Source organism: Bacteroides sp. D22 (genome assembly GCF_000163675.1).
GTDB classification, from domain to species: domain Bacteria; phylum Bacteroidota; class Bacteroidia; order Bacteroidales; family Bacteroidaceae; genus Bacteroides; species Bacteroides xylanisolvens.
Map to the genome: position 1 here is coordinate 25,885 of NZ_GG774801.1, position 17,790 is coordinate 43,674.

19 protein-coding genes and 1 pseudogene are annotated in these 17,790 nt (G+C 44.5%); 16 read left to right on the forward strand and 4 right to left on the reverse strand.

All coding sequences use genetic code 11. The annotated features are described in order from the left end of the window. The first annotated feature begins 508 nt into the window (after positions 1-508). From HMPREF0106_RS17020 to galE, 8 genes are all read left to right on the forward strand, one after another. A complete protein-coding gene (locus HMPREF0106_RS17020) occupies positions 509-934 on the forward strand; it encodes a SoxR reducing system RseC family protein (RefSeq protein ID WP_004317952.1) in 426 nt (141 codons plus the stop codon). Positions 935-941: 7 nt separating this feature from the next. After that, the gene (locus HMPREF0106_RS17015) at positions 942-1,856 is read left to right on the forward strand and encodes a Fe-S cluster domain-containing protein (RefSeq protein ID WP_008022714.1); all 915 of its coding nucleotides are present in this window, start codon (positions 942-944) and stop codon (positions 1,854-1,856) included. A gap of 24 nt (positions 1,857-1,880) precedes the next feature. Continuing rightward, positions 1,881-3,218 carry an electron transport complex subunit RsxC gene (gene rsxC / locus HMPREF0106_RS17010; protein WP_004309220.1) on the forward strand — a complete coding sequence of 446 codons (1,338 nt, stop codon included), beginning with the start codon at positions 1,881-1,883 and terminating at the stop codon, positions 3,216-3,218. A 5-nt stretch (positions 3,219-3,223) separates the two neighbouring features. Then, positions 3,224-4,231: an RnfABCDGE type electron transport complex subunit D gene (locus HMPREF0106_RS17005; protein ID WP_008022713.1), complete on the forward strand. Its 1,008-nt coding sequence runs from the start codon at positions 3,224-3,226 to the stop codon at positions 4,229-4,231. Continuing rightward, on the forward strand, positions 4,228-4,965 hold the full coding sequence (locus tag HMPREF0106_RS17000; protein WP_009039486.1) for an RnfABCDGE type electron transport complex subunit G: 738 nt from the start codon (positions 4,228-4,230) through the stop codon (positions 4,963-4,965). Before HMPREF0106_RS17005 ends, HMPREF0106_RS17000 begins: the two co-directional genes overlap by 4 nt. A gap of 14 nt (positions 4,966-4,979) precedes the next feature. Then, positions 4,980-5,564, forward strand: coding sequence for an electron transport complex subunit RsxE (rsxE, locus tag HMPREF0106_RS16995; protein WP_004295586.1), 585 nt, complete (start codon positions 4,980-4,982; stop codon positions 5,562-5,564). Positions 5,565-5,586: 22 nt separating this feature from the next. Then, on the forward strand, positions 5,587-6,159 hold the full coding sequence (rsxA, locus tag HMPREF0106_RS16990; protein ID WP_004303570.1) for an electron transport complex subunit RsxA: 573 nt from the start codon (positions 5,587-5,589) through the stop codon (positions 6,157-6,159). Positions 6,160-6,382: 223 nt separating this feature from the next. Further along, on the forward strand, positions 6,383-7,417 hold the full coding sequence (galE, locus tag HMPREF0106_RS16985) for a UDP-glucose 4-epimerase GalE (RefSeq protein ID WP_009039487.1): 1,035 nt from the start codon (positions 6,383-6,385) through the stop codon (positions 7,415-7,417). Positions 7,418-7,673: 256 nt separating this feature from the next. Here galE and ispE read toward each other — a convergent pair whose 3' ends face one another. After that, on the reverse strand, positions 7,674-8,498 hold the full coding sequence (gene ispE / locus HMPREF0106_RS16980) for a 4-(cytidine 5'-diphospho)-2-C-methyl-D-erythritol kinase (RefSeq protein WP_009039488.1): 825 nt from the start codon (positions 8,496-8,498) through the stop codon (positions 7,674-7,676). A 234-nt stretch (positions 8,499-8,732) separates the two neighbouring features. Between ispE and dnaB the strand changes: the two genes are divergently transcribed. The 4 genes from dnaB (at position 8,733) to HMPREF0106_RS16960 (ending at position 13,894) form a co-directional block, all read left to right on the forward strand. After that, complete coding sequence (gene dnaB, locus HMPREF0106_RS16975) at positions 8,733-10,292, forward strand: replicative DNA helicase (RefSeq protein WP_009039489.1); 1,560 nt, start codon at positions 8,733-8,735, stop codon at positions 10,290-10,292. 111 nt (positions 10,293-10,403) lie between these two features. Continuing rightward, positions 10,404-12,866 carry a phenylalanine--tRNA ligase subunit beta gene (gene pheT, locus HMPREF0106_RS16970; protein ID WP_009039490.1) on the forward strand — a complete coding sequence of 821 codons (2,463 nt, stop codon included), beginning with the start codon at positions 10,404-10,406 and terminating at the stop codon, positions 12,864-12,866. 33 nt (positions 12,867-12,899) lie between these two features. Then, positions 12,900-13,640 carry a YebC/PmpR family DNA-binding transcriptional regulator gene (locus HMPREF0106_RS16965; protein ID WP_008022700.1) on the forward strand — a complete coding sequence of 247 codons (741 nt, stop codon included), beginning with the start codon at positions 12,900-12,902 and terminating at the stop codon, positions 13,638-13,640. An 8-nt stretch (positions 13,641-13,648) separates the two neighbouring features. Further along, positions 13,649-13,894, forward strand: coding sequence for a TIGR03905 family TSCPD domain-containing protein (locus HMPREF0106_RS16960; protein WP_008022698.1), 246 nt, complete (start codon positions 13,649-13,651; stop codon positions 13,892-13,894). A 209-nt stretch (positions 13,895-14,103) separates the two neighbouring features. Here the strand turns inward: HMPREF0106_RS16960 and HMPREF0106_RS28410 are convergent. After that, a pseudogene (locus tag HMPREF0106_RS28410) lies at positions 14,104-14,175 on the reverse strand (hypothetical protein); the annotation flags it as partial. Between HMPREF0106_RS28410 and HMPREF0106_RS16955 the strand changes: the two are divergent. Together HMPREF0106_RS16955 and HMPREF0106_RS16950 are read left to right on the forward strand one after the other, a co-directional pair. Further along, a complete protein-coding gene (locus HMPREF0106_RS16955; RefSeq protein WP_008022695.1) occupies positions 14,154-15,407 on the forward strand; it encodes an Nramp family divalent metal transporter in 1,254 nt (417 codons plus the stop codon). The pseudogene HMPREF0106_RS28410 and the gene HMPREF0106_RS16955 sit on opposite strands and share 22 nt — an antisense overlap. A 29-nt stretch (positions 15,408-15,436) precedes the next feature. Beyond that, positions 15,437-16,198, forward strand: a complete 762-nt coding sequence (locus HMPREF0106_RS16950; protein ID WP_032851206.1) for an exodeoxyribonuclease III — start codon at positions 15,437-15,439, stop codon at positions 16,196-16,198. Here HMPREF0106_RS16950 and HMPREF0106_RS16945 read toward each other — a convergent pair. Together HMPREF0106_RS16945 and HMPREF0106_RS16940 are read right to left on the reverse strand one after the other, a co-directional pair. Continuing rightward, on the reverse strand, positions 16,193-16,600 hold the full coding sequence (locus HMPREF0106_RS16945) for a secondary thiamine-phosphate synthase enzyme YjbQ (protein WP_008022692.1): 408 nt from the start codon (positions 16,598-16,600) through the stop codon (positions 16,193-16,195). The two genes, HMPREF0106_RS16950 and HMPREF0106_RS16945, sit on opposite strands and share 6 nt — an antisense overlap. Positions 16,601-16,613: 13 nt before the next feature. After that, positions 16,614-16,880, reverse strand: a complete 267-nt coding sequence (locus tag HMPREF0106_RS16940; protein ID WP_008022690.1) for a hypothetical protein — start codon at positions 16,878-16,880, stop codon at positions 16,614-16,616. Between the two features lie 92 nt (positions 16,881-16,972). Here HMPREF0106_RS16940 and HMPREF0106_RS16935 point away from each other — a divergent pair, with 92 nt between their 5' ends. After that, positions 16,973-17,431: a C-GCAxxG-C-C family protein gene (locus tag HMPREF0106_RS16935; RefSeq protein WP_009039492.1), complete on the forward strand. Its 459-nt coding sequence runs from the start codon at positions 16,973-16,975 to the stop codon at positions 17,429-17,431. Positions 17,432-17,586: 155 nt separating this feature from the next. Next, on the forward strand, positions 17,587-17,787 hold the full coding sequence (locus tag HMPREF0106_RS16930) for a winged helix-turn-helix domain-containing protein (RefSeq protein ID WP_004295603.1): 201 nt from the start codon (positions 17,587-17,589) through the stop codon (positions 17,785-17,787). Positions 17,788-17,790 lie beyond the last annotated feature (3 nt).

Genomic DNA, 17,790 nt, shown 5'->3' on the forward strand with positions numbered 1-17,790 from the left:
AAAAGAAAACGGTTTGTTGCAGTGATTTGGGAGCTTATATTAATGAGTTGCTAAACGTGCGAAATTGAAAAATGAGTATGTATGCGAGACCCTGGGTATGGGACATGATGTTTTGAATGGCATAAAAAAGGGCTAAATCTCCCATTGAACGATTATATAAAAGTAATGAATCTCTGTTTGAATGCCTACAACGAAGAGGAGATTGAACTGATTTTGAATACGTTGGTGAGAATGTATCTGCGCTACTACAAGAAGAGGATAGTGGAGTAATCCGTGAAATAATTGATAGAAAATCCCGGCTGAATAAATAAAAACGGCTGGGATTTTTTTGTTTAGGATGTCTATTTGTCATTCTTGGGAAATATCAAATGGTAGCTATATCTTTTCCGTGTGCGATAACGAAAATGCAAAAAATAACAATTTATTATGTAGAAAAAGTTGGGGGAATGCTTCGTAGTTCATAAATAATGATTAAATTTGCCGCGATTTGTAATGCGGAGTTTGCAAAATGACGAATAATACTATAAAGCATCTAGGTATTGTGGAAAACATCCAAGGTTCTCATCTGTCGGTGAGGATTGTCCAGACATCGGCTTGCGCGGCTTGTAGCGCAAAGGGGCATTGTTCCTCGGCGGATAGTAAGGACAAAATCATAGATATTATAGATACCGCGGCTTCTTCCTATCAGGTGGGAGAGAAGGTGATGGTGGTCGGCGAAACGTCGATGGGCATGATGGCAGTGGTATTGGCTTTCGTACTTCCTTTCGTACTTCTTATTTTTTCATTGTTTCTTTTGATGGCGTGGATAGAGAATGAGTTGTATGCAGCACTTCTTTCTCTGGCTGTCCTTATACCTTATTATTTCGTTTTGTGGCTCAATAAAACGCGACTCAAACAACAATTTTCATTTACTATAAAACCAATAAATAACTAAAAACATTATGAATTTGATTCTGATTGCAGTGATTTCATTGGGAGCTATAGCGCTCGTGCTGGCCGCTATTCTTTATGTGGCTTCCAAGAAATTTGCCGTGTATGAAGACCCGCGGATTGCTCAGGTGGGAGAAGTGCTTCCCCAGGCTAATTGTGGTGGATGTGGCTATCCCGGTTGTAGCGGATTTGCCGACGCTTGCGTCAAAGCCGGTTCGCTGGATGGTAAATTCTGCCCCGTAGGTGGACAACCTGTCATGGCACAAATTGCTGATATCCTCGGACTTGCAGCCGGTGAAGCTGAACCGATGGTAGCAGTGGTAAGATGTAACGGAACGTGTGCCAATCGTCCGCGTACCAACCAATATGATGGTGCGAAGAGTTGTGCTATTGCCGCTTCGCTGTATGGTGGGGAAACGGGATGTAGTTACGGATGTCTGGGGTGTGGCGACTGTGTGGCTGCTTGTCAGTTCGATGCCATCCACATGAATCCTGAAACGGGGCTTCCGGAAGTGGATGAAGCGAAATGTACCGCTTGTGGCGCCTGTGTGAAGGCTTGCCCGAAAGCGATCATCGAAATCCGTCCGCAAGGAAAGAAGTCACGCCGCGTGTATATCTCTTGTGTGAATAAAGACAAGGGAGCTGTGGCACGTAAGGCTTGTACAGTGAGCTGTATCGGCTGTGGCAAGTGTGTGAAGACTTGTCCGTTCGAGGCTATTACGCTGGAAAACAATTTGGCTTACATCGATCCGAACAAGTGTAAATCTTGCCGGAAATGTGTGGAAGTTTGTCCGCAGAATAGCATTATCGAGTTGAATTTCCCGCCGCGGAAACCGAAAGAAGAAGCTCCGGCTGCTCCGAAACCGGCTACAAAAGTGGAAACTCCTGCTGCAAAGGCTACAGAAGCTCCGAAAGTAACAGAATAATAACAGAAAAAAATACAGAACTGTATGTTAAAGACATTTTCAATTGGTGGAGTTCATCCACACGAAAATAAATTGTCGGCACATCAACCTATTATCACAGCGGAAGTTCCTGCAAAGGCTGTTATTTTGCTGGGGCAGCATATCGGTGCGCCTGCAAAACCGGTTGTAGCGAAAGGGGATGTGGTAAAGGTAGGCACACGGATTGCCGAACCTGCCGGCTTTGTTTCGGCAGCAATTCACTCTTCGGTCAGTGGTAAAGTGGCGAAGATTGATACCATAGTCGATGCCAGCGGTTATGCGAAACCTGCCATCTTCATTGATGTGGAAGGCGACGAATGGGAAGAAACAATCGACCGTAGCACCACACTGGTGAAAGAGTGTGAACTTTCCGCAGAAGAGATCGTGAAGAAGATTGCCGATGCTGGAATCGTAGGTCTGGGCGGTGCTTGTTTCCCTACGCAGGTGAAACTTTGTCCTCCTCCTTCTTTCAAGGCTGAATGTGTGATTATCAATGCCGTAGAGTGTGAACCTTACCTGACTGCCGACCATCAGCTGATGCTGGAACACGCGGAAGAAATCATGGTGGGGGTTTCTATCCTGATGAAAGCGGTGAAAGTGAACAAGGCATTTATCGGAATCGAAAATAATAAGCCGGATGCTATCGAACTGATGACCAAAGTGGCTTCCAGCTATGCAGGTATCGAAGTAGTGCCCTTGAAGGTGAAATATCCGCAAGGAGGTGAAAAGCAGCTGATCGACGCGATTACCAAACGTCAGGTGGCGAGCGGTGCATTGCCTATCTCTACGGGAGCAGTCGTGCAGAACGTGGGAACAGCATTTGCCGTTTATGAAGCTGTACAGAAAAATAAGCCGTTGTTCGAACGTGTGATTACCGTGACAGGAAAGTCGGTTGCGAAACCTTCCAACTTCCTGGCTCGTATCGGTACACCGATGAAACAGTTGATTGACGCTTGCGGTGGTCTGCCCGAAGATACGGGTAAGGTGATCGGTGGCGGTCCGATGATGGGTAAGGCGCTCGTAAATATCGAGGTTCCTACTGCGAAGGGCAGTTCCGGTATCCTGATTATGAATCAGAAGGAAGCCAAACGTGGTGAGGCGCAGACTTGTATCCGTTGCGCGAAGTGCGTGAGTGCCTGTCCGATGGGACTGGAACCGTACTTGCTCGGAGCCTTGTCCGAAAACGGAGATTTTGAAACAATGGAAAAAGAAAGAATCATGGATTGTATCGAGTGCGGCTCTTGCCAGTTCACTTGTCCTGCCAACCGTCCGTTGCTCGACTACTGTCGTCTGGGCAAAGGCAAAGTAGGTGCTATGATTCGTGCACGTCAAGCTAAAAAATAACGAATATGGAAAATAAATTAATCGTATCACTATCACCCCACGTTCATGGCGGAGACAGCGTACAGAAAAATATGTATGGCGTGCTGATCGCACTGATTCCGGCTTTTCTGGTGTCTCTCTATTTCTTCGGACTGGGTGCCCTGATTGTCACGGCTACTTCCGTTGCAGCTTGTTTGTTCTTCGAATGGGCGATCGGGAAATATTTAATGAAGAAACCTACCACCACCATCTGCGACGGCTCTGCCATCATCACAGGTGTGTTGCTGGCATTCAACTTACCGTCTAATCTCCCTATCTGGATTATCATTCTGGGTGCACTGTTTGCTATCGGTGTAGGAAAAATGTCTTTCGGCGGATTAGGTTGCAATCCTTTTAATCCGGCACTGGCAGGACGTGTGTTCCTGTTGCTTTCTTTCCCGGTACAGATGACCAGCTGGCCGGTAGTCGGACAGTTGACCGCCTATACGGATGCTACCACCGGTGCCACTCCGCTGGCATTGATGAAACAAGCGATTCATGCTGCAGATAAAAGTGCGGCTATGGATGCTTTAAACCAGATTCCGGATGCATTGAGTTTGCTGATCGGACAGAATGGCGGATGCTTGGGTGAAGTGAGTGCATTGGCTCTATTGATCGGACTGGTTTATATGCTCTGGAAGAAGATCATTACCTGGCATATTCCTGTGTCTATCCTGGCTACCGTGTTTATCTTTGCAGGTATCATGCACTTGGCAGATCCGGAAAAATATGTTTCTCCGATATTGCAGTTGCTCTCCGGTGGTCTGATGCTGGGTGCTGTCTTTATGGCAACCGACTATGTGACTTCTCCGATGAGTAAGAAAGGAATGTTGATTTATGGTGTATGTATCGGTCTGCTGACGGTTGTCATCCGTCTGTTCGGTGCTTATCCCGAAGGTATGTCGTTCGCCATCCTGATTATGAATGCGTTCACTCCGCTGATTAATACCTATTGTAAACCAAAACGCTTTGGGGAGGTAGCGAAGAAGAAATGAAAAAGTTAGAATCATCTTTAAAGAATATGTTGCTGGTACTTACGGGCGTGACTGCTGTCTCCGTAGCGTTGCTGGCTTATGTAAATGAACTGACAAAAGGCCCCATTGCCGAAGCGAATGCGAAGACACTGAACGAGGCTTTGAAAAAGGTTCTTCCCGAATTTACCAATAATCCGGTAGCGGAAAGCGATACGATCTTCAGCGAGAAAGACGGAAAGAAGAATGTTGACTTTATCGTTTATCCGGCTAAAAATGGCGAAGAACTTGTAGGAACGGCCGTCGAAGCTAAATCAATGGGATTTGGTGGCGAACTGAAAGTGTTGGTAGGCTTTAACGCCGAAGGTAAAATCTATAATTACTCGTTACTCGCTCACGCGGAAACTCCGGGACTGGGTTCTAAAGCCGACAAATGGTTCGGAGCATACGACCCGGCCAAGGGAGAACAGGCTGTGTCTCATGAAGAGAGTAAAAAGTCTATTTTGGGGATGAATCCGGGTGAAGCTCCGTTGACCGTCAGCAAAGATGGGGGAGCGGTGGATGCCATTACAGCTTCTACCATTACTTCACGTGCGTTTTTGAATGCTGTAAATGCTGCTTATCAGGCTTATAAGGCAGAAGGTGGTAAAGTGAATGGTGTCAGCGGTGCTTCTCAAAAGGCTACAGGCGCAGACTCTGACACTGCTACGGGAGCTACGATAAAAGTTGAACTTACTGATTCGGTCAGTGCTAAATAAGAAAGGAGACAGATATGAATAACTTTAAAGTAATGATGAACGGGATTATCAAAGAGAATCCTACGTTTGTACTCCTGCTCGGTATGTGTCCTACATTGGGTACGACTTCGTCGGCCATCAATGGTATGGGTATGGGACTGGCTACCATGTTCGTTTTGATCTGCTCGAATGTGGTGATCTCTTTAATCAAGAACCTGATTCCGGATATGGTGCGTATCCCGTCGTTTATCGTGGTGATCGCGTCTTTCGTAACCTTGCTTCAAATGGTGATGCAGGCATACGTGCCGGGACTGTACGCTACGCTCGGACTTTTCATCCCGTTGATTGTAGTGAACTGTATTGTGTTGGGACGTGCCGAAGCATTCGCCGCCAAGAATAACGCAGTTGCTTCTATGTTCGACGGTATCGGCATGGGACTTGGTTTCACCATTGCCCTGACATTGCTGGGTGCTGTCCGTGAATTTCTGGGAACCGGTAAGATTTTCGATCTGACCATCATGCCGGAAGAATATGGAATGTTGGTATTTGTATTGGCTCCGGGTGCTTTCATCGCTTTGGGATACCTCATTGCGCTGATTAACAGTTTCAAGAAAGCCTAATTCAATTAAATAAGAAAAGAATATGGAATATATATTGATATTTATTTCGGCAATCTTTGTAAACAACATCGTGTTGTCGCAGTTCTTGGGTATCTGTCCGTTCCTGGGCGTATCTAAGAAAGTAGAGACTGCGATGGGTATGAGCGCTGCGGTTGCTTTCGTGTTGACCATCGCTACCATCGTTACCTTCCTGATTCAGAAGTTTGTGTTGGATGTTTTCGGGCTGGGATATTTGCAGACGATTACGTTCATTCTGGTCATTGCCGGATTGGTGCAGATGGTGGAAATCATTCTGAAAAAAGTATCGCCTGCTCTGTATCAGGCTTTGGGCGTGTTCTTGCCTTTGATTACAACCAACTGTTGTATTCTTGGTGTGGCTATCCTGGTGATTCAGAAAGACTACGACCTGCTGACAGGTGTTGTGTACGCGTTTTCTACGGCCATCGGTTTCGGTCTGGCACTGGTGCTTTTTGCCGGATTGCGCGAACAGATGAGCCTCGTGAAAGTACCTAAAGGAATGCAAGGCACTCCGATTGCCTTGATTACCGCCGGTTTGCTTGCTATGGCATTCATGGGATTCTCCGGCGTGGTGTAAGGATTTACAGTTGATAATTAAATAGGGGATTGGAAGCTCTGCTGTATGGCGTCATACAGCTTTGAGTTTCCAATTCTTTTTTATACCTGATTGCCACCCAATCGTACCTAAATTACTTTTCAGCAAATAAAATTGTGGCAAATTATTGCTATTCCATTTTATTTCCATACATTTGTAACTCAAACAATGATAAGCCGAGAAACTAACCATTTTTATAAAGTATATGAAAGAAAGAATTTTAGTAACAGGCGGGACAGGATACATAGGGTCTCATACTGTTGTAGAACTACAAAACAGTGGATATGAAGTAATCATCATCGATAATTTATCAAATTCAAGTGCTGACGTTGTTGACAATATAGAGAAAGTTTCCGGTATTCGCCCAGTTTTTGAAAAGCTGGATTGCCTGGACTTTGCTGGTCTTGATGCAGTATTTACAAAATATAAAGGAATTAAGGCGATCATTCACTTTGCAGCGAGCAAAGCAGTAGGAGAATCGGTACAGAAACCGTTGCTTTACTACCGTAATAACCTGGTTTCTTTGATTAACCTTCTCGAACTGATGCCAAAACATGGAGTAGAAGGTATTGTGTTCTCTTCTTCCTGTACGGTATATGGCCAGCCGGATGAATTGCCGGTGACAGAAAAGGCTCCGATTAAGAAAGCGGAATCGCCATACGGAAATACGAAACAGATCAATGAAGAGATTATTCGTGATACGGTAGCTTCAGGTGCTCCGATCAATGCGATTATGCTGCGCTATTTCAATCCGATTGGTGCGCATCCTACGGCATTGCTGGGTGAACTGCCTAATGGGGTTCCTCAAAACCTGATTCCATATCTGACCCAAACCGCCATCGGCATCCGTGAGAAACTAAGTGTGTTTGGTGATGATTATGATACACCGGACGGTTCTTGTATCCGTGACTTTATCAATGTTGTTGACTTGGCTAAAGCCCACGTGATCGCTATCCGTCGTATCTTGGAAAAGACACAAAAAGAAAAAGTGGAAGTGTTCAATATCGGTACAGGACGTGGCGTTTCTGTATTGGAATTAATAAATGGCTTTGAAAGAGCCACCGGCGTAAAATTGAATTATCAGATTGTCGGACGTCGTGCAGGCGACATTGAAAAAGTTTGGGCGAATCCGGATTTCGCAAACCAGGAACTGGGTTGGAAGGCTGTAGAAACTTTGGAAGATACTTTACGTTCTGCATGGAACTGGCAGCTGAAACTTCGTGAAAGAGGGATTCAATAAAAGAGATTTGTTTTAAAATAAACATAAAAGATTAAACAAATCGTGCATGCGATTTGTTTATTTGATGCTAATCGACCTGAAGCTGTTTATGAGTATGCGAATATACGTAAATAGTACTTATGCCTCCCCGGCATAGACAGGAAAGATTGCATAGTAGTTTTGTCGTGTTTTATTTTGTGTTTGTGTTGTGACGGTACTACGACGTGAGTCGTGGTACCGTTTTTTGTTCGCCCATACTGGGCGAACAAAACTATGTTTATAGCTTTCCTTTGAAACAGAAAACGTCGCTTTCTCCTATTGTTTCCGGTAAAGAAGTTCCGGGGGCGAACAGTCCGAACACTGAAGAGCCGGAGCCGCTCATGGAGGCGTAGATCGCTCCTTGATGATAGAGTTCTCTTTTAATTTCCCCAATAACGGGATGTTGCGGGAATACACTTGCTTCAAAATCATTGATTAGGATATCCTTCCATTCTGCAACTGGACGCAGGATTGCCTCTTTGACCGGATATTCCGGACGGTGGGGATGAATATTTGAAAAAGCTTCCCGGGTAGAAACGAAAACGTTCGGTTTGACAATCATGATTTGGTAACCGCTTAATGAAAGCTCGATTGGTGAGAACAGGTTTCCGATTCCTTCGGCATAGGTCGGCTTGTTTTTAATAAAGAAAGCACAGTCCGCTCCCAAAGTGGCGGCATATACCTCCAGCTGTTCTTCAGATAATTCCAGCTGAAAATGATCGTTGAGCAACTTCAGCATAAAAGCGGCATCGGATGAACCGCCCCCCAGTCCGGCTCCCGAGGGAATATGCTTATATAAATGAATTTCGACAGGGGGAAGATGAAACTCCTTATCCAGCAATGAATAGGCCTTTGCCACCAGGTTGTCTTCCGGATTGCCGGCTATCTCCATGCCATACTGGTGGAGGGTAATCTTCTTTTCTGTTTCAGAAGAAGTACGGATTTCGAGAGCGTCCTCGAGGGCTACCGGATAGAAAACGGTTTCCAGATTGTGATATCCGTCCGGGCGTTTTTCCGTGATGGAAAGTCCCAGGTTTATTTTGATATTAGGAAAAGCGAGCATAAGGTTATTTACTATTTTTCAATTTACGATTTACTATTTGCAGTGCCGCACATGACAATTAATCATGTGTTGAATGTAATTCGGGAGCAAAGTTAGTAAAATCTTCATTTTTCCTTATCCATTCTTCATGATTATATTCTATCTTTGTCGTCCCGACTGGAAAAACTCTGTTATAAAGGAGTCTGTCCGGTCGCAAAATAGTAAATAGTAAATTGTAAAATAGTAAATACCTCGATGGCCGAACAGAAAAGAAATACCCGCAATACAAAGTCTACTAAGGTACAACCGGTAAATGATTATGGACGTATTCAGCCGCAGGCACCTGAACTGGAAGAAGCAGTTCTGGGAGCTTTGATGATTGAAAAGGATGCTTACTCATTGGTGAGTGAGATTCTTCGTCCCGAATCTTTTTACGAACACCGACATCAGTTGATTTATTCTGCCATCACCGATCTTGCGGTGAATCAGAAGCCGGTGGATATTCTGACTGTAAAGGAACAACTTAGCAAACGCGGAGAACTGGAAGAGGTGGGAGGCCCGTTCTATATTACTCAATTGAGTAGTAAGGTGGCTTCATCAGCGCATATTGAGTATCACGCCCGTATTATTGCACAGAAATCTCTGGCGCGTGAGCTGATTACGTTTACAAGCAATATCCAGAGTAAGGCGTTCGATGAAACGCTGGATGTGGACGACTTGATGCAGGAAGCGGAAGGTAAACTTTTTGAGATTTCGCAGCAGAACATGAAAAAGGATTATACGCAGATCAATCCGGTGATTGACGAAGCCTATAAGCTGATTCAGAAGGCTGCGGCGCGAACCGACGGTTTGAGTGGTCTTGAGAGTGGTTTTACAAAGCTAGACAAGATGACTTCCGGTTGGCAGAATTCCGACCTTATCATTATCGCTGCACGTCCTGCGATGGGTAAGACCGCCTTTGTCCTTTCTATGGCTAAGAATATTGCTGTCGATTATCGGAACCCGGTGGCGTTGTTCTCGCTTGAAATGAGTAACGTTCAGTTGGTGAACCGTTTGATTGCGAATGTCTGTGAGATTCCGAGTGAGAAGATCAAAAGTGGACAGTTGGCAAATTATGAATGGCAGCAATTGGACTATAAACTGAAGAATCTGATGGATGCACCGCTTTACGTGGATGATACTCCGTCTCTGTCTGTATTTGAACTTCGAACGAAAGCGCGTCGTCTGGTACGTGAACATGGGGTGAGAATCATTATTATTGACTACCTTCAGTTGATGAATGCGAGCGGTATGGCGTTTGGTAGCCGTCAGGAAGAGGTTAGTACCATTTCCCGTTCGTTGAAAGGACTGGCGAAAGAGTTGAATATTCCGATTATCGCACTGTCGCAGTTGAATCGTGGTGTGGAAAGTCGTGAAGGTATTGATGGTAAACGTCCGCAGTTGAGTGACCTTCGTGAATCGGGAGCCATCGAGCAGGATGCCGATATGGTGTGCTTTATCCACCGTCCGGAATACTATAAGATTTATCAGGATGATCGTGGTAATGACCTGCGTGGTATGGCGGAGATTGTCATCGCCAAGCATCGTAATGGTGCGGTAGGCGAGGTGTTGCTCCGGTTTAAGGGAGAATTTACCCGTTTCTCCAATCCGGAGGACGATATGGTTATCCCGATGCCGGGTGAGCCTGCCGGGGCTATGTTAGGATCGAAAATGAATACAGGTAATGCAGGTTCCGTACCTCCTCCCGCGCCTGATTTTGCACCGCAGACAGCGAATCCGTTCGGAGCACCGGGGGATGGACCTTTGCCGTTCTAGTTGCGTCCCTGTGGTGAAATAACGCGCAATTTTTTATCAAACCTTCTCGGTCAACCGAAAAATCTTATTAACTTTGCGAATCTTTTTGAGAAACAATAAAAAATTAAGTATATGAATATCTCTTATAACTGGCTGAAAGAGTATGTCAACTTCGACCTGACGCCCGATGAAACGGCTGCTGCGTTGACTTCTATCGGCTTGGAAACAGGTGGTGTAGAAGAAGTGCAAACCATTAAAGGTGGTTTGGAAGGACTTGTGATCGGTGAAGTGCTGACCTGCACGGAACATCCTAATTCTGACCATTTGCATATTACTACTGTTAATCTGGGAGACGGTGAACCGGTACAGATTGTTTGTGGTGCCCCGAATGTGGCTGCCGGACAGAAAGTGGTGGTAGCTACTTTAGGTACGAAACTTTATGACGGTGACGAATGTTTTACCATCAAGAAATCAAAAATCCGTGGGGTAGAATCTACAGGTATGATTTGTGCTGAAGACGAAATCGGGATCGGTACGGATCATGCAGGTATCATCGTATTGCCGGAAACTGCTGTTCCGGGTACGCTTGCCAAGGATTATTATAATATCAAGAGCGATTATGTACTGGAAGTGGACATCACGCCTAACCGTGCGGATGCCTGCTCTCACTATGGGGTAGCTCGTGACCTGTATGCTTATCTGATTCAGAACGGTCGTCAGGCAACTTTACAGCGCCCGTCAGTGGATGGCTTTAAAGTGGAAAACCATGACTTGAATATCGAAGTGAAGGTTGAAAACAGCGAAGCTTGTCCGCATTATGCCGGTGTTACCGTGAAAGGTGTAACGGTGAAGGAGAGTCCGGAATGGCTGCAAAACAAATTGCGCCTGATCGGTGTGCGCCCTATTAATAATGTAGTGGATATTACGAACTATATCGTTCATGCTTTCGGTCAGCCGTTGCATTGCTTCGATGCCGGAAAGATTAAAGGCAATGAAGTGATTGTGAAAACAATGCCCGAAGGTACTCCGTTCGTTACGTTGGATGAAGTGGAGCGTAAGTTGAACGAACGCGACCTGATGATTTGCAACAAGGAAGAGGCCATGTGTATTGCCGGCGTATTCGGCGGACTGGACTCCGGTTCTACGGAAGCCACGACAGACGTATTCATCGAAAGTGCTTATTTCCATCCTACATGGGTGCGTAAGACGGCTCGTCGTCATGGCTTGAATACGGATGCTTCTTTCCGTTTCGAACGTGGTATCGATCCGAACGGCGTGATTTATTGCCTGAAACTGGCTACTTTGATGGTGAAAGAACTGGCTGGCGGTACGATTTCTTCTGAAATAAAAGATGTATTCACTACTCCTGCACAGGATTTTATTGTCGATCTTGCTTACGAAAAAGTACATTCTTTGGTAGGTAAAGTGATTCCGGTAGAGACAATCAAGAGCATTGTGACTAGCTTGGAAATGAAGATTACCAATGAAACGGCAGAAGGACTGACATTGGCTGTTCCTCCTTATCGTGTAGACGTGCAGCGTGATTGCGATGTGATTGAAGATATTCTTCGTATCTATGGATATAATAATGTGGAAATTCCGACTACGTTGAACTCCAGTCTGACTACAAAGGGTGAGCACGACAAGTCGAATAAATTGCAGAATCTGATTGCAGAACAACTGGTGGGTTGTGGATTCAATGAAATTCTGAACAACTCACTGACTCGTGCTGCTTATTATGATGGGTTGGAGGCTTATCCGTCCAATCACCTGGTGATGTTGCTCAATCCGTTGAGTGCTGATCTGAACGCTATGCGTCAGACCTTGCTGTTCGGCGGACTGGAAAGCATTGCTCATAATGCCAATCGTAAGAACGCTGATTTGAAATTCTTCGAATTCGGTAACTGTTATTATTTCAATGCTGACAAGAAGAACGAAGAGAAGGTACTGGCTCCTTATTCGGAAGATTATCACTTGGGCTTGTGGGTAACCGGTAAGAAGGTTTCCAATTCATGGGCGCATGCGGATGAGAACAGTTCGGTGTATGAATTGAAGGCTTATGTAGAAAATATATTGAAGCGTCTGGGACTGGATTTGCACAATCTGGTTGTAGGTAATCTGACAGACGATGTTTTTGCTGCCGCACTCTCTGTCAACACGAAGGGCGGAAAACGTCTTGCTTCTTTCGGTATTGTAACTAAGAAGCTGTTGAAAGCATTTGATATCGACAATGAAGTATATTACGCCGACTTGAACTGGAAGGAATTGATGAAAGCCATCCGTTCTGTGAAGATCAGCTACAAGGAAATCTCCAAATTCCCTGCTGTGAAACGCGACTTGGCATTGTTGCTTGATAAGAATATACAATTTGCCGAAATCGAAAAGATTGCATACGAAACAGAGAAGAAGCTGTTGAAAGAGGTGGAGCTTTTTGATGTATATGAAGGTAAGAACCTCGAAGCGGGTAAGAAGTCGTATGCGGTGAGCTTCCTGCTTCAAGATGAAAACCAGACTTTGAATGATAAGATGATTGATAAGATCATGTCGAAACTGGTGAAGAACCTGGAAGATAAACTGGGTGCCAAACTTAGATAAACTTAAAATTGTCATTATTAAAAATATAAACCAATGGGAAGAGCATTTGAATATAGAAAGGCCGCTAAACTGAAAAGATGGGGTCACATGGCTAAAACTTTTACAAGACTGGGTAAACAAATCGCTATCGCTGTAAAGGCAGGCGGTCCGGAACCTGAAAACAACCCGACGCTGCGTTCGGTGATCGCTACTTGTAAGCGTGAAAACATGCCGAAAGATAACATTGAACGTGCTATCAAAAACGCAATGGGTAAAGACCAGAGCGACTACAAGAGTATGACTTATGAAGGATACGGCCCTCACGGTATTGCTGTGTTTGTAGATACATTGACAGACAACACAACTCGTACGGTGGCTGATGTTCGTTCGGTATTCAATAAGTTCGGTGGCAATCTGGGTACAATGGGTTCTCTTGCGTTCCTTTTCGACCACAAATGTGTGTTCACTTTCAAGAAGAAAGACGGATTGGATATGGAAGAACTGATTCTCGATCTGATCGACTATGACGTGGAAGATGAATATGAAGAAGATGATGAAGAGGGAACAATTACTATCTATGGTAATCCTAAGAGCTACGCCGCTATTCAGAAGCATCTGGAAGAATGTGGCTTTGAAGATGTCGGTGGAGACTTCACTTATATCCCGAACGACTTGAAAGAGGTTACTCCGGAACAACGCGAAACATTGGATAAGATGATCGAACGTCTGGAAGAATTTGATGACGTGCAGACTGTCTATACCAATATGCAACCGGAAGAAGGGGAAGAGGAGTAAGACAGGTTATGGAATATGTTTATAAGACCCAGGGGACTTGCAGCACGAATATCGAACTGAATGTGGAAGATGGAGTGGTGAAGGAAGTTGCTTTCTGGGGAGGATGTAATGGTAACCTTCAAGGTCTTTCCCGCCTTGTGAGAGGGATGAAGGTAGCGGATGTGATCACAAAACTTGAAGGAGTGCGTTGTGGTGGCAGACCGACTTCATGTCCCGATCAATTATGTCGTGCATTGCATGAGATGGGATATTGATTGATTTTTCATTTATGTAAATTATATATTGATTTGTGGCCTCTGGCAATTGGTTTGTCGGAGGTCATTTTTTTAGCAGAAAGTCCTTATTTCTTTTTCTCGAGTAGTCCTTACTCAACCCTTTTATAATAATGTCCTCATAATTAGTGTATCATCTGTGTCCATAGGTCATCTACTTATTGGTCGGTATTTTGAACTAAAATTGATTCTCACTCGTTATTTATAAGTATATTTGTACTGGATAAACTATTATGCAAAAATGAAGAATATTTTTCAAGACTTAAGACGGAAAGATCATAAACGCTATCTGGGTGGACTGGATGTTTTTAAATATATTGGTCCGGGGCTACTGGTTACTGTAGGATTTATTGATCCGGGAAACTGGGCTTCTAATTTCGCCGCCGGTTCCGAATTCGGCTATTCCTTGCTTTGGGTGGTTACCTTGTCTACTATCATGCTGATTGTCCTTCAGCACAACGTTGCTCACTTGGGAATCGTTACCGGACTTTGCCTTTCGGAGGCGGCCACTAAGTACACCCCTAAATGGGTGTCACGACCTATTCTTGGCACAGCAGTACTGGCGTCGATCTCTACTTCCCTGGCGGAAATTCTGGGAGGTGCCATCGCGTTGGAAATGTTATTGGATATTCCTATTATATGGGGAGCTGTATTGACTACGCTTTTTGTCTCCATCATGCTTTTCACTAATTCGTATAAAAAGATAGAACGTTCCATCATTGCGTTCGTTTCTGTTATCGGGCTTTCATTTATTTATGAATTGTTTCTGGTGGAAATAGACTGGCCGGCTGCAACGGCGGGGTGGGTGACTCCTTCTTTCCCGAAAGGTAGTATGCTGATTATCATGAGTGTGTTGGGAGCGGTAGTGATGCCTCACAATCTGTTCCTTCATTCGGAGGTGATACAGAGTCACGAGTACAATAAGAAAGATGATGCTTCTATTAAGAAGGTATTGAAATATGAGTTGTTTGACACTCTTTTCTCAATGATTGTAGGTTGGGCGATTAACAGTGCCATGATTCTGCTGGCGGCCGCCACTTTCTTTAAGAGCGGTATTCAGGTAGAGGAACTGCAACAGGCTAAGTCTTTGCTCGAACCTTTATTGGGAAGTAATGCGGCAATTGTATTTGCATTGGCATTGCTGATGGCGGGCATTTCGTCAACTATTACGAGCGGAATGGCGGCAGGTTCTATTTTTGCAGGTATTTTCGGCGAGTCTTATCATATCAAGGACAGTCACTCGCAGGTGGGAGTTCTCTTATCTTTGGGAATTGCCTTATTGCTGATTTTCTTTATTGGAGATCCTTTTAAAGGATTGATTATTTCGCAGATGGTACTTAGTATTCAATTGCCTTTCACCGTGTTCTTACAGGTGGGACTGACGTCTTCCCGAAAGGTGATGGGCGATTATGTCAATAGTCGTTGGAGTACGTTCGTGTTGTACTCGATTGCTATTATCGTTTCGGTACTGAACATTATGCTTTTGTTTTCATAAAATGAACATGAACTTATAAATATAGAATGATGAAAATTATTACTTATAACGTGAACGGACTACGTGCAGCCGTATCTAAAGGGTTACCGGAATGGCTGGCACAGGAGAATCCTGATATTCTTTGTCTGCAAGAGACGAAACTGCAACCGGACCAATATCCGGGAGAAGTGTTTGAAGCATTGGGCTACAAGTCTTATTTGTACTCGGCGCAGAAGAAGGGATACAGTGGAGTGGCTATACTTACCAAGCGGGAACCGGACCATGTGGAATATGGGATGGGAATGGAAGCATACGATAATGAAGGACGTTTCATCCGTGCGGACTTCGGAGACTTGTCGGTAGTCAGTGTTTATCACCCTTCGGGAACAAGCGGGGATGAACGCCAGGCCTTTAAAATGGGGTGGTTGGAAGATTTCCAGAAATATGTGATGGAGTTGCAGAAGTCTCGTCCCAACTTGATTCTTTGCGGTGATTATAATATCTGTCACGAGCCGATTGATATTCATGACCCTGTCCGGAACGCGACCAACAGCGGTTTCCTTCCTGAAGAACGGGAATGGATGACGCGTTTCCTGTCTGCGGGATATGTGGACTCTTTCCGTACGCTTTGTCCGGAGAAACAGGAATATACCTGGTGGAGCTATCGTTTTAATTCGCGTGCCAAGAATAAAGGCTGGAGAATTGATTATTGTATGGTCAGCGAACCGGTACGCCCGCTGTTGAAACGGGCGTATATCCTGAATGAGGCCGTACATTCCGACCATTGTCCGATGGCTCTGGAGATATTATAGAATGGTAATACTCAATTTACGGGTGTCTCCTCCGTCGCGAAACTCGCCGAGGTAGACGCCTTGCCATGTACCTAAGTTCAAACGGTGGTTTTTGATGGGGATGGTGACCGAGCTTCCTATCAGGGAGGCTTTTATATGGGCACTCATATCGTCAGGGCCTTCAAGGGTATGGATGAAGTAGGGAGCACCGTCGGGGACAAGTTTATTAAAAAACGTCTGAAAGTCATGCCGTACGTCCGGGTCTGCATTTTCGTTGATGGTCAGTCCGGCAGAAGTGTGTTTGATAAAGACTACCAGCAGGCCGCTTTCAGGAAGTGCGGGTAGCTGTGAGACAATATCGCGCGTGATTAGGTGAAATCCGCGCGAATAATGAGGTAGTTGAATATCAAATGTTGTAGCCATAAATTTCCGTCTTTTAAAATTTGGATGGTGGATTCAGATCAACATACGGATCTTTGATGGCTGATTCCATCATCGCATTGATTGTAATTCCTGTATCTTCTTTGTAATTCCTTCTTTTGTTCCATTCACGTATGTCCTTAAGAGTGACATCACGTTTCTTTCTGTTTTGAGGGAAATTACTTTTTCTTTTCCTATCGGCATATTCATCCTTTCTGGCTGCGCTCATCATAGCTTGGATGGCAATGGCTGTTGATTCTTTATATGAAATAGTTTTGTTCATATTTTCTTTTTTTTGATTTTAATCTTTACGCCCTATCCGGTACAAAGATACTTTTTTATACTTTTGCACAAAATAAAAATGCAAAATAGTTTATGGAAGATAGAATACAGAAAGCAGTGGAGCTTTTTAGGAGTGGATATAACTGCTCACAGTCGGTGGTAGCGGCTTTTGCGGACATGTATGGATTTACACAGGAACAGGCATTGCGTATGAGTGCTTCTTTTGGCGGGGGCATCGGACGGATGCGTGAAACGTGTGGAGCTGCCTGCGGCATGTTTCTGGTGGCAGGCTTGGAAACCGGTGCTACGGAAGCAACTGACCGGGAAGGAAAAGCTGCCAATTATGCGGTAGTGCAAGAACTGGCGGCTGAATTTAAGAAGCGTAACGGCTCGCTGATTTGTGGCGAATTGTTGGGATTAAAGAAAAAAGAGCCGGTCTCCACTATTCCGGAAGAGCGTACTGCTCAATATTATAGCAAGCGTCCCTGTGCAAAAATGGTTGAAGAAGCGGCAAGAATTTGGTCGGAATATCTCGAAAAGCATCCAAAATGAGCTCCTAAAATGCTTTTTTATTACAAAAACGGTAAAAAAGTGCTCAATAAAGTGTTATATAACATAAAAATAACTATCTTTGCCTCCGAAATAAAATCTGAAAGTCTTTATGGCTGGAAAGATTTTAAGCATGTCTAACTAAAATTGCAAAGCAAATGTTGAAAGAAAAAGCTGGTGTAATTGCAGGTACTATCTGGAATGCACTGAACGAAACAGAAGGAATGACTGCCAAGCAGCTTAAAAAAGCAACTAAATTGGTTGACAAAGATCTGTTTCTCGGCCTTGGCTGGTTATTGAGAGAAGACAAAGTCTCTGTGGAAGAAGTTGAAGGTGAACTCTTCATCAAATTGATCTAAGCG